The sequence below is a fragment of the Enterococcus mundtii genome (genome assembly GCF_013394305.1).
Classification (GTDB): Bacteria; Bacillota; Bacilli; order Lactobacillales; family Enterococcaceae; genus Enterococcus_B; species Enterococcus_B pernyi.
In genome coordinates, this window is record NZ_AP019810.1 from 1542965 (window position 1) to 1555000 (window position 12036).

Annotated in this window: 8 protein-coding genes, 9 tRNA genes and 2 rRNA genes (1 of these 19 running past the window's edge); 1 reads left to right on the forward strand and 18 read right to left on the reverse strand. The window is 37.6% G+C overall.

Annotated elements, in window-relative coordinates:
- Positions 1 to 24 precede the first annotated feature (24 nt).
- Both HZ311_RS07305 and HZ311_RS07310 read right to left on the reverse strand, forming a co-directional pair.
- Complete coding sequence (locus HZ311_RS07305; protein ID WP_023520579.1) at positions 25 to 366, reverse strand: hypothetical protein; 342 nt, start codon at positions 364 to 366, stop codon at positions 25 to 27.
- A 153-nt stretch (positions 367 to 519) separates the two neighbouring features.
- On the reverse strand, positions 520 to 1941 hold the full coding sequence (locus tag HZ311_RS07310; protein ID WP_023520580.1) for a helix-turn-helix domain-containing protein: 1422 nt from the start codon (positions 1939 to 1941) through the stop codon (positions 520 to 522).
- 394 nt (positions 1942 to 2335) lie between these two features.
- Here HZ311_RS07310 and HZ311_RS07315 point away from each other — a divergent pair, with 394 nt between their 5' ends.
- Positions 2336 to 3766, forward strand: a complete 1431-nt coding sequence (locus tag HZ311_RS07315; RefSeq protein WP_041684537.1) for a helix-turn-helix domain-containing protein — start codon at positions 2336 to 2338, stop codon at positions 3764 to 3766.
- An 82-nt stretch (positions 3767 to 3848) separates the two neighbouring features.
- Here HZ311_RS07315 and gor read toward each other — a convergent pair whose 3' ends face one another.
- The 16 genes from gor to HZ311_RS07395 form a co-directional block, all read right to left on the reverse strand.
- Complete coding sequence (gor, locus tag HZ311_RS07320) at positions 3849 to 5195, reverse strand: glutathione-disulfide reductase (RefSeq protein WP_010733905.1); 1347 nt, start codon at positions 5193 to 5195, stop codon at positions 3849 to 3851.
- A 145-nt stretch (positions 5196 to 5340) separates the two neighbouring features.
- Complete coding sequence (locus HZ311_RS07325; protein WP_023520582.1) at positions 5341 to 6582, reverse strand: peptidase U32 family protein; 1242 nt, start codon at positions 6580 to 6582, stop codon at positions 5341 to 5343.
- An 18-nt stretch (positions 6583 to 6600) separates the two neighbouring features.
- Entirely contained in the window at positions 6601 to 7524 is a 924-nt protein-coding gene (locus HZ311_RS07330; RefSeq protein WP_023520583.1) for a peptidase U32 family protein, read from the reverse strand.
- Positions 7525 to 7762: 238 nt separating this feature from the next.
- Positions 7763 to 10237: an ATP-dependent Clp protease ATP-binding subunit gene (locus tag HZ311_RS07335; RefSeq protein ID WP_010733902.1), complete on the reverse strand. Its 2475-nt coding sequence runs from the start codon at positions 10235 to 10237 to the stop codon at positions 7763 to 7765.
- A gap of 7 nt (positions 10238 to 10244) precedes the next feature.
- Complete coding sequence (locus HZ311_RS07340; protein ID WP_010733901.1) at positions 10245 to 10712, reverse strand: CtsR family transcriptional regulator; 468 nt, start codon at positions 10710 to 10712, stop codon at positions 10245 to 10247.
- A 165-nt stretch (positions 10713 to 10877) separates the two neighbouring features.
- Positions 10878 to 10951: transfer RNA gene (locus tag HZ311_RS07345), tRNA-Arg, on the reverse strand.
- Between the two features lie 63 nt (positions 10952 to 11014).
- Positions 11015 to 11088 (reverse strand) — tRNA-Pro (locus tag HZ311_RS07350).
- Between the two features lie 17 nt (positions 11089 to 11105).
- Positions 11106 to 11179, reverse strand: a tRNA-Arg gene (locus tag HZ311_RS07355).
- 10 nt (positions 11180 to 11189) lie between these two features.
- Positions 11190 to 11275: transfer RNA gene (locus HZ311_RS07360), tRNA-Leu, on the reverse strand.
- Positions 11276 to 11292: 17 nt separating this feature from the next.
- A tRNA-Gly gene (locus tag HZ311_RS07365) sits at positions 11293 to 11364 on the reverse strand.
- A 10-nt stretch (positions 11365 to 11374) separates the two neighbouring features.
- A tRNA-Thr gene (locus HZ311_RS07370) sits at positions 11375 to 11447 on the reverse strand.
- 26 nt (positions 11448 to 11473) lie between these two features.
- A tRNA-Leu gene (locus tag HZ311_RS07375) sits at positions 11474 to 11555 on the reverse strand.
- Positions 11556 to 11562: 7 nt separating this feature from the next.
- Positions 11563 to 11635 (reverse strand) — tRNA-Lys (locus tag HZ311_RS07380).
- Between the two features lie 3 nt (positions 11636 to 11638).
- Positions 11639 to 11711 (reverse strand) — tRNA-Val (locus HZ311_RS07385).
- 12 nt (positions 11712 to 11723) lie between these two features.
- A 5S ribosomal RNA gene (rrf, locus tag HZ311_RS07390) occupies positions 11724 to 11839 on the reverse strand.
- Positions 11840 to 11929: 90 nt separating this feature from the next.
- A 23S ribosomal RNA gene (locus tag HZ311_RS07395) occupies positions 11930 to 12036 on the reverse strand (it continues 2808 nt past the right edge of the window).

The window sequence follows — 12036 nt, forward strand, 5'->3', positions numbered from 1 at the left end:
CACTCCTCTCTCTTTTCCTTTGTATTATCTCGAGTGTCCTGTCGTTAGAGATTGGCCAGAATAGGTACGCAGCCGAGTCGTTTGTTGTTGGGCTTGTGATACTCGCGTATTCAATCGACTCTCTTGCGATATGCTTGAACGGATAGACGTACGATCTAAGTTATTTCCTCTTTGCTGTGAAGCTACTTCACGTGAACGTGTAAGCGCCTTTTTTTGTGCCCTTTTTTCCCATCCCTTTCTAACCATTTTTCCAATGAACTTTCCAAGTGCTTTGGTGACTAACCAAAGTATTTTAAATATTAAAGATAATGCCTTGAATGCTATACTGTATACCCCAATCAGTAAAAATATTGCTAACTTATTCAACGAATTTTCCAGCTCACTTTCTCATAAAATGCCTATCCTATCCAACACCAACTAGCGGTTGCTTTAAGCGTACCTGAATTTCGACTACCACTACTATCTATTTTTTCAAAATTGATAAAAAGATGAAAAAAACGTTCAACAAAACGATTTCTGTTAAGAAGAATAGAGACACTGCTCAAAATTATTCCAAAAAATCGAAGTAGGAACTTTAGAGATTTTCAAAATTTCGGACGTGATCCGATCAAAATTTAAGGATAGATCAGTCAAGATCAAATCGTATTGATTGATTAATTGGTAATCAATAGAAAAAACGTCCTTCTCATAGATATCAATATTTTTTAAAAATGGATGCTTATGTAAAATCAAATTTTTATATAAAAGAGATAAGCCAATTTCTTGAGAACTTAATAATAAAATCGACTTCTCTTGTATTTTGGGTTCAATCATCCGTAACAAATCATTGGAAAAAATGATTAATTCGAGTAATAATTCTTTATGCAATAGTTCGCTTTGCTCAACAAAATTTAATTGCGCAATTTGCAAAGATTTTTGATAGGCTTGCCAGATCTTAGGGTTGTTCTCCATCATTTTTTTATAGAATATATCTGCATAGCTTACTTTAAAAATGGCTAATTCTTTATAAAAATTGATAAAATCAAAAAAATATTCGATTTCCGTAGTGTTGATCGACATGTCAATCGCTAATAGACTGTAAAAACTTTGAAGAAACTTTTCAATATTCTGCTCTAATCTCTGATCACGATGTTGGACCTCTGTAAACATTAGACCAAAATAGGAAGTGAGAATATTAGAAACATTTTTTTGTGTGACGTTGAATTTATATTTTTGACTCATTAACGTACAAAAAACTGTATCACTTTGGATAATCTCCAAGATGGTACCCACGATCTGCTCATTGTGGATCAATTCTTTCTCAGGAATAAGATGTTTATTACCAATTCGAATAATCGAAGAATAAATATAATACACCGAATACATCACTTTTGGTGTACTAACCGTTCTTTTTTGTGCCTTCAAACAACGTCTGAGCATCTGATAAATCGTATCGAAATAAGGAAATTCTTTTACTTTATAAATTTCCTTGAACATACTAGCAAATAAACGTCGAATCTCGATTTCATTTCCAGTGATCGTTAGTTTGTTCTCTAAATTAATTTGGACATTGATTTTTTCTTTCAAGAAATATGTATTGATTTTGGCGACGATCCTGCGGATACTCGTTTTACTTAAAAATAATTTTGTCGCAATCTCAGAAAGAGAAGGTTCTGTAATGAATATGTACTTTAAAATTTTCACATTTGTTGAATTATTAAGTATCCTGACAAATATATCATCTAAATTCAATTTCTTTGGTATCGAAAGCGATACCTCTTTGTACTGATTAGTTTCAATACGAGCGGGAAAACAAGCTGTATTGAAACTATCGATATCTGCTACAATCGTTTTATCTGTAATACTCAATTCTTTGGCTAGATTACTAATATTCGATGACTCAATATTTAGCAAATAAAGCAATGAGATTTGTCTCTCTAATTGTTTCTCAAGTACACCCATAGTCAACAAGCTCCTTTCTTTTAAAAAACCTATAATGTATAGTACAGCTTTTTCGATAATTTCTTAATATTAGTTTTTCTGTTTTATAAAAAACATGTTCAATGCTCACATTGCTCGGATGTTATAGTTAAGAATTTGTAAGTGAAACAAACATGTATCAGAAAATTTTACTTTTGCGTGTGTCAATTGACTACTTCTAGTTATTCAGATTATTATATGTTGTTTTTTTAAATAATACTTATTAAATAAAGAAGGCAATTTCACTTTTAAATAACCACTGATTATAATAAAAAGAAAAATTCGAATAATTAGAAAAGTATGATAAAATAATGTTTATAACATGGATAAAGGATGTGAAAAAACAGATTTTCTATTTTTAGAAGATCTGAAAAGTATGATAAAACGAACAAATATGCTTGAAAAGACTTCTGAAAGGCAGATCAAACTAGCTTTACTCTTAGGCATGGCCGCTATTGACTGTTCGACTTTAGCAGAACAACTTGGGGTAACAAAAAAAACATTATTGACCGATATTGCGTTTTTTAACCATACATATGCACCAGTTTGCATCAACACCGATAAATATCAAGTGGCTTCTTTACTATTACCACCAGAAATCAATTTGGAAGATTTAATCAAACAAATACTCAATCAATCAACGAATGTACAAATACTACAGGTGATTTTTGAAGTAGAGCCAACGTTATCTAAATTAGCAAATAAATTATATTTAAGTGAAACAAGTATTCGCCGGATCATTGCAAATATCAATACTTATTTCAGCGAGATCAATGCGCCATTATCCATACATATCTCCTCAAAACTCAAAATCATTGGGGATGAAAGTTACATTAGGCAATTCTTCTGTAGTATGTTTCGTGAGCAATATACGCCACAGCAATTGCCCCATTTTTATCACATATTCGATGTGTTACAACGTTACTATAAAAAGCAAGCAACACATCAAACAATTAGTACATATAAAGTGATTATAAATAGTTTTTATCTTTACACAGCAATCATTCGGATCGGACAAGGCCATTTGATCTCAGAAAATAAAGGAAATCCAATCAATGATCCTTCTTTTTTTGAAATAATAAAAAATAATACAGTGTTTTGTTCAATCATTGAAAAAGAATACGGTTTTAATGTGACAACCACAACTGTCTCAAATCTATTAGACAAAAAAATCTATTTCCCTTGTGTTCAGTCAGCACCTAGTAGTCAGGGGGAATATCAACGGATTCGACAATTTTCAGAGTACTTTTATCGTTCATTATCTCAAGACTTCTCTTTGAATCAAGAAGGTATTCAGAAATTGAGTGAGTTGATCAATTACAATAAAAACCGACAATTCTTTAAAACAACATATCTACAGATTTTATCTGAAATCCTATTTACGCATTCGCCTCAGATACTAAAAGCATATAATCAAGCCATTGACCATGCTGGATTAATGATGATCAAACGGAATCAATTACTCTATGAAGAGTTACTATTAGAATTGATTTCATTATCACCTGCTTTACTGACGACCGTTTTTCCTTACAAGAAGAAGGTGTCTATCTTGATTGTTTCTTATCAGGAAGAAAGAACACTTGCACTGTATAAGCAACTGTTATTCAAAAAAATCCCTACGATTCATAGGATCCATACATATACTGATAACATTTTTCAAGTAAACTACGACACAGTCAATCAATATGATTTAGTTTTAACAGACATCGAACTGAACCAAGCTAAAACGAAAGCTAAAATGATCAAAATTTCTAAAATACCAACAACCTCATTTTGGAATAACATTGAAACAGTTCTTTATACATAGTTTTATCTGCATAAATCAGAAAAAGCAGACGTATATTCCGTCTGCTTTTTCTATATGGGTATTTCCGCAACTTACTAACGACTTAACGCATTGTAACAAATTCTTCTGCGCCTGTTGGATGGATGGCTACTGTATTGTCAAAATCTGCTTTGGTTGCTCCCATTTTGATCGCTACTGCAAAACCTTGTAACATTTCATCGACACCTACACCGATGGCATGCAGCCCAACAATTTTTTCTTCTTCACCCACACAGATCAATTTCATTTCACATTTTTGTCGATAATCGTTTAAAGCAAAATACATTGGCGTGAATCGTGAACGATAGATTTTCAATTGTCCTTCACCGTATGTCGTCAACGCTTGCTCTTCGGTCAATCCGATGGTCGCAATCGGTGGATGAGTAAAGACGACTGTTGGAACTAAATCATAGTCTAAATAAGAATTTTCTTTGCCATTGAACAGTCGCTCAGACAAACGACGACCTGCAGCAATCGCTACTGGCGTCAAGTCGATTTTACCAATGACATCACCAATAGCATAAATATGTGAATCGGTTGTATTTTGGAATTTATCCACTTTGATAAATCCTTTTTCATCTAATTCAACGTTCGTTTTTTCGATGCCTAATGCATCTGTATTCGGTACACGTCCGCCAGCAAATAACACACACTCTGCCATTAGTGTTTCCCCATTTTCAAAGGTAACGGTGTAGACATCCCCGTTCTTTGTTATTTCGCTAGCCGTAAAGTTTGCATAAGTGTGGATTCCTGCTTCTTGATACATCTCAATCAAGTTATCAGATAACATTTTATCAAACGTACGTAATGGACGTTCTTTACGATACGCCCACATCACTTCACTTCCCAAGCCATTTAACACACCTGAAAGTTCAGCTGCAATATAACCAGCACCTAATACGATCGTCGATTTTGGTAATTCTGCCAATGCAAAAAAGCCGTTTGAATCAATGGCATATTCTCCACCAGGAATCGTCATTTTGCTTGGCTTACCACCAGTTGCAATCAAAATATGATTCGCTTGATAGCTTTCACCGTTTACTTCGACGGTTTGACTATCGACAAAGCGAGCATATCCTTTGATTGCTTCAACGTTATTACTATCTAAGCCTCTTTGATAAGCGCCATGAAGGAAATCAATGTATTTCTCACGCTTCTCTACCAGTTCTTTAAAGTCAACATGTTTGACGTCTGCTTGGATACCATAGCTTGAAGCATCACGTTCGATCGTTTCTAAAATCGTACTTGCTTGCCACATGACTTTTTTTGGAACACATCCGACATTGACGCACGTGCCACCTAGTTCATTGCCTTCAATCAATAATACTTTCGCTCCATGCATACCGGCACGATTCGCTGAAGCAATGCCTCCAGATCCTCCGCCAATGACAATATAATCATATGTTTTCATCTTGTTCCTCCTTTTAGCAGCTGATGCCACATCCTACCGCTTATTTTTCTATAAACTTTTTTATCATCTCTTACAAAAAATAAGTGTAGCACGTTTCTAGTCATTCTGTTGACGAGATGCTCATTTCGCTTGATTGCTTAAAAAATTATTTTCTTTTTCTAATCATATCTCCAGGTTTAACTGGTTGTGTGACTGGCATGGTCAAAATCATCATAGGATTTGGTGCGCGATCAATGGATTCTCCTTCTTCATTGCGCATCACCTCAACCATTTGACTAAAGTGAGTAAATCCAGGCCCATAAAATTCGATTTCATCCCCTACAGAAAAGAGGTTTCTCTGACGGATTGTCGCTTGTTTCGTCTCCTCGTCATAAGATAAGACTTCTCCGACAAATTTATACACAGGGATCTTACGACGTTCACCAAATAATTGTTCGTTTTCGCTAGGTGTATCGTAATAAAATCCTGTTGCTAGTTCTCGTTGAGCCACTTTCCATAACTCATCGATCCATTCTTGTTTGCAAACATAGTTTTCAGGATCTTCCATATAACTATCTACAGCTGCTTTATAAACATTTGCGACAGTTGATACATAATGGATCGACTTCATTCGACCTTCGATCTTAAAACTATCTACGCCATTTTCAATCAAGTCAGGAATATGTTCGATCATCGACATATCTACCGCACTCATCGAAAACTCTTCTTCAATCTCGCCAGCATCTGTCAAAGAGTTTCTCTCTTGTCCAAATGGCAAATCATACAATTCATATTTCCAACGACAAGATTGTGAACAGCCTCCACGATTGGCATCACGCATCGACATATGATTCGACAATGTACAACGTCCTGAATAAGAGATACACATTGCTCCATGAATAAATGCTTCAATCTCTACATCCGTATGTCGACGTATCTCAGCGACTTCTTCCATCGAAACTTCCCGAGCTAAAACTACACGTTCCAAGCCTTCTTCTTTCCAGAATTCCAATGTTTCATAGTTGGTAGCAGAAGCTTGAGTCGATAGATGGATAGGTAAGCCAGGGGCTTCTGTAGCACAGATCTCAATAAGTGCTGGATCAGAGACGATCACTGCGGAAATCCCCACATCGCGCAGGTTACGGAAAAATTCACCGGCTCCTTCATCATTTCCTTCATGTGTGACCATATTTGCTGCTACATACACTTTCGCTTGATGTTCTTTTGCGAATGCAACGCCTTCTGCCATTTCTTCATAGGTAAAGTTTCCTGCGCGACTACGTAACCCATAAGCATTACCACCAATATACACAGCATCTGCACCATAATGAATAGCTGTTTTTAGTTTTTCAAGCGTACCGGCTGGTGCTAAAACTTCCGGACGTTTTAATTTTCTTTTTGTTGTCATTTTATTTCACCATACTCCTTACTTGATAGATTCAGGATCAATATAAAAGAAACCTGTATCAAGTCCTCGATTCGTTGGATGTAATCCGTTGATCTTATTCGTCATTTCTTGTGCTAACGTTTCTGTCCATGTGTCTGCTAATAATGCTTTTTTTGCCTCAACAAATAATTTAGTGATCTCAACAAATGCTTCACCAGGCGTAAAAACGCCATCTAATTTCCAGGTACGGAAATGATGGGCATAAAGCTGTGGGAGTTCATTACTTAAATTGATGTCATTATTCGCAAAAATATGCGTACCATGTGAATCTTCATAAATCGAATAATGTGTATCTTCTTTTTTAGGTTCAGCGAGAAAGAGTCCTCTTTCACGATCTTTTTTTTCGTCCTGTTGCGTGTAGTTATAGTAATTTTGTAACAGTGGACGTTTCGATTGATGGATGCATGTAGCTCCATACACAAGTGTTTCTACAGGAATCTGTAACTTATTTTCCATTTCTTTCATCTCATCAAATGGCACTTCACGTGCTAAAACAGCAGAAATCGCCCCTTTTTTTGCCCAAAAATTGATTTGACGTGCACTCGTCACTAATGTTTCTGCATCAAAAACATAAGGGATACTCAACTCTGGATTTTTTCTCATTGTATAGATAATCCCAGTATCACCAACTGTGATCATGTCCACATTGATTTCTTTTAAAAATTGCAGATACTCTGGGACTTTTTTCATTTTTTCAGGATGAATGATCCCATTGACAGCTATATTTACTTTTTTACCGTAACGATGTGCCAGCGCAACTAATTCGCGTTGTTCTTCTCTTGTAAAAGAAGCTGGTAAGCGTAGACCGAAGCGTTCTTCCCCAAAATATAAGGTATCCACTCCTGCTTCAAGCAATTCTTCTGCTTGTTTCATTGATTCTATAGTAGTTATGATTTCGATCATCATTTCCTCCTCCTACAACTCCATAATAGTAGCACAGCTCTGAAAACTTTCCAATACTTCTTACATTTATTATTGATTGTAACGATACTGTAAAATAATTTCTGGCTTATCTATTGTTTCACCATTGATTTAGAAATAACTCCTTTAGAAAACCAAAAAACCCAAAAATTCAAATGATTTTTGGGTTTCTGGCTTGTCTATCAGAGCTAGCTATTTCTGTTGCGATCTCACTCTGTCATTATACTTTAACAGTTATTTTCTTAGGTTCACGCACATTCACTGTGATTTTGCCCTTCGAAGCGCCAACAGTGATTTGATCGCCTAAATGGATTTCTCCTCCAAGCAAAGCTTCGCTCAAACGATCTTCTACTTCTTTTTGTAATGCCCGTCTTAGTGGTCGTGCACCATACTCTGGATCAAAACCGACTTTCCCAATCACATCAACTGCTGCTGGCGTGATTTTCACTAAGATATCTTGTTCTTTCAACCGTTTGACGATCGATTGGCTCATGATTTGAACAATCGCATGGACTTCATCTTTTGTTAATGAATGGAAAACGACTGTCTCATCAATACGGTTCAAGAATTCAGGGCGGAAAGCTTTCTTCAGCTCTTCAAGTATCCGTTTTTGCATCGCTTGATGATCTTTAGTAATATCTTGGACGTTGAATCCAACATTTTTTTCCTCACGGATTTGAGTAGCGCCAATATTAGAAGTCATGATCATGATCGTATTTCTAAAGTCTACTTTTCTTCCTTTAGCATCTGTTAAATGACCGTCATCTAACACTTGTAATAATAAATTGAAGACATCTGGATGAGCTTTTTCCACTTCATCTAGCAAGATAACTGAGTAAGGTTTTTGACGAATTTTTTCCGTCAATTGTCCACCTTCATCATAACCCACATAGCCTGGAGGCGAACCGATCAAACGACTCGTACTATACTTCTCCATGAATTCAGACATGTCGACACGAATCAATGCGTCCTCTTCCCCAAACATTACTTCTGATAATGCTTTCGCCAATTCTGTTTTTCCGACTCCTGTTGGGCCTAAAAACATAAAGGAACCAATCGGGCGATTTGGATCTTTTAAGCCACTACGCGCCCGTCTGATCGCACGAGAAACAGCTTTGACCGCTTCATCTTGTCCAACAACACGTTCGTGAAGCAATGCTTCTAGTTCCAGTAATCGTTGACTTTCTTTCTTTTCTAACTGTTGCAATGGTACACCTGTCCACTCCGAAACAACTGTAGCTACATCTTCTTCAGTCACCCGATCCGCAAAGCCATTTTTATGTTTTGCTTCAATCGCTAAACGTTTTTCTAGTTTTTTCATTAAGCTTTTTTCTTGTCTACGTAAATGCGCAGCTGTTTCAAAATCTTGTTTTTGAATCGCCTGTTCTTTTTCTTTATTCACTTGATCGATCTCTTGTTTCAGTATCGTCGTTTCTGACAAATCGTCCGCTTGTTCCAATCGAACTTTCGCTGCCGATTCATCAATCAAGTCGATCGCTTTATCTGGTAACTGTCTGGAAGTGATATATCGAACAGAAAGATTGACTGCCGCTCGTACTGCTTCATCGGTGATCTCCACATGATGATGTTCCTCATAGCGTGAACGTAAACCACGTAAGATTTCTTCCGCTTCATCTGCTGTCGGTTCATCTACTTGGATACGTGCAAAGCGTCGCTCCAATGCCGAGTCTTTTTCAATGTATTTTTGGTATTCGTCTAATGTTGTCGCACCAATCGTCTGTAATTCTCCACGTGCTAACGCTGGTTTCAAAATATTCGATGCATCGATGGCACCTTCTGCGCCACCAGCACCAATCAATGTGTGTAATTCATCAATAAAGAGAATAACTTGACCATCATGATAAATTTCATCAATGACTTTTTTCATTCGATCTTCAAATTCTCCCCGATACTTCGTCCCAGCGACTAACGCCCCCATGTCTAACATCATCAGACGTTTTGCTTTCATCTCTTCAGGTACTTCACCTAAAATGATTTTTTGAGCCAATCCTTCTGCAATCGCAGTTTTACCGACCCCGGGTTCTCCAACTAAAACAGGGTTGTTTTTTGTTCGGCGACTAAGTATCTGGATCAACCGTTTGACTTCTCTTGAACGCCCTACGACTGGATCTAATCTGTTTTCTTTGGCTAACTTAGTTAAGTCTCTAGCTAATGAATCCAACGTAGGAGTACCTTGTGTCATTGCTCGCTTTTCTTGTGGATTTCGACGGCGAATACCACCGGTACTCGTGTCCGTACCCATCGTACGTTTCAATGACTGACGAACTTTGCTCAAACTGATTCCTAAGTTGATCATGATACGAGTAGCCATGATACTCTCATCTTTTAGTAGACTAAGTAAAATATGCTCAGTCCCCACTTTTTGTGCACCCATTTTATTTACTTCGCTATTTGCCAAAGCAAAAATTTGTTTCATTCGAGGAGAATAAGGGAGAAATACACCTTTTGCATAAGTTTTCACTGTACCATAACCGACTAAATGCTCGATTTCTTCATAAATATCTTTTTCATTCAATTTCATATCTCGTAATACTTTCCCAGCAATCCCGTTGGGTTCGATCACTAAAGCCAATAATATATGTTCTGAACTTACCGCTTGATGTTTGAAGCGTTTTGCTTCTTCTTGGGCAATTTCTAACACACGTTGTGCTCTTTCTGTAAATATTTCTGCCATTTAAATTTCACTCCCCATCTTCATAGCTTAATCGTTCTAAAAAGGCTCGTAGAATTCGAGCACGCGTATAATCTTCTGTCTCGTTGATGTTCAATGTATTTTTAGCAATCGCACTCAACATCAAGTTTCCCTCTTTTTTGGTAATGATTTGGTCTTCATATAGTTTCTGAATAATGGCGTAGGCATTTTTTTCATTGATTGTTTCGCCAAATAGCAAGTTGATTCGTTCAAGCATTTGTTTTTTATCCGACATTCTCACTTTAGCAATGCGGATATACCCACCACCACCACGTTTACTCTCAACCAAATAGCCACGTTGAATCGTAAAGCGTGTATTGATCACATAATTGATTTGTGAAGGAACGCAGTTAAATAGATCTGCCAATTCAATCCTTCGAAGCTCGATCATCTCGTTTTTTTCCAGGATCTTTTTTATATATGATTCAATTAGATCCGAAGTATTTTGTTGTGCCATCCCACTCATTCCTTTGACTAATATTGACCTTAATTATAGCGAATTTACAGGTAGAATGAAAGGAGAACGCTTGTTAGATATTTGATTCGAAGAATAACGATAAGCGACAATTTTTTTATGTAAATAAAAAAAACTAGGAATTCAATGAAGTCCCAGTTTTTCCAACGCGCCCAAGAGGAGTCGAACCCCTAACCTTTTGATCCGTAGTCAAACACTCTATCCAATTGAGCTATGGGCGCATATTCAATTAATTAAAAATAATCATACAATAGAACGTATAACTTTGCAACAAATAAAAAAAATCGGGAAGACAGGATTCGAACCTGCGACCCCTTGGTCCCAAACCAAGTGCTCTACCAAGCTGAGCTACTTCCCGAAAAAATAAAAAGACTACGCGCCCAAGAGGAGTCGAACCCCTAACCTTTTGATCCGTAGTCAAACACTCTATCCAATTGAGCTATGGGCGCATATTTGTAATGCCGAGGACCGGAATCGAACCGGTACGGTGATCACTCACCGCAGGATTTTAAGTCCTGTGCGTCTGCCAGTTCCGCCACCCCGGCGCGTAGTACATTGGCAAAGCGGAAAACGGGGTTCGAACCCGCGACCCCCACCTTGGCAAGGTGGTGCTCTACCACTGAGCTATTTCCGCGTATTTACGATGCCGGCTAAAGGACTTGAACCCTCGACCCTCTGATTACAAATCAGATGCTCTACCAACTGAGCTAAGCCGGCGTAAAAAAATAGAAACAATCATATGATGCGGGTGAAGGGACTTGAACCCCCACGCCGTAAGGCGCTAGATCCTAAATCTAGTGCGTCTGCCAATTCCGCCACACCCGCAAAAATATGAGCCGTACAGGGCTCGAACCTGTGACCCTCTGATTAAAAGTCAGATGCTCTACCAACTGAGCTAACGGCTCATATGGAGGTTAACGGGATCGAACCGCTGACCCTCTGCTTGTAAGGCAGATGCTCTCCCAGCTGAGCTAAACCTCCAAAGATAACAAAGCGTGGCGGCGTCCTACTCTCACAAGGGGCAACCCCTCACTACAATCGGCGCTAAGAAGCTTAACTTCTGTGTTCGGCATGGTTACAGGTGTATCCTTCTCGCCATCGCCACCACACTTGGTGTTATCTATGTTTGAGTAAATCTTGTTCACTCAAAACTGGATTTGAAGTATCAGTAAGAAACTCTCCGAGTTTTTCATTTTATTTTGGTTAAGTCCTCGATCGATTAGTATCAGTCCGCTCCATACATCACTGTACTTCCACTCCTGACCTATCTACCTGATCATCTCTCAGGGATCTTACTTTCTTAAAG

Excerpts from the sequence above, each read along its gene's own strand:
- gor (WP_010733905.1), bottom strand. The coding sequence starts at position 5,195 with ATGAAAACATATGATTATATTGTCATTGGCGGAGGATCTGGAGGCATT.
- HZ311_RS07330 (WP_023520583.1), bottom strand. The coding sequence starts at position 7,524 with ATGATCGAAATCATAACTACTATAGAATCAATGAAACAAGCAGAAGAA.
- HZ311_RS07315 (WP_041684537.1), top strand. The coding sequence starts at position 2,336 with ATGATAAAACGAACAAATATGCTTGAAAAGACTTCTGAAAGGCAGATC.
- HZ311_RS07325 (WP_023520582.1), bottom strand. The coding sequence starts at position 6,582 with ATGACAACAAAAAGAAAATTAAAACGTCCGGAAGTTTTAGCACCAGCC.
- HZ311_RS07340 (WP_010733901.1), bottom strand. The coding sequence starts at position 10,712 with ATGGCACAACAAAATACTTCGGATCTAATTGAATCATATATAAAAAAG.
- HZ311_RS07310 (WP_023520580.1), bottom strand. The coding sequence starts at position 1,941 with ATGGGTGTACTTGAGAAACAATTAGAGAGACAAATCTCATTGCTTTAT.
- HZ311_RS07335 (WP_010733902.1), bottom strand. The coding sequence starts at position 10,237 with ATGGCAGAAATATTTACAGAAAGAGCACAACGTGTGTTAGAAATTGCC.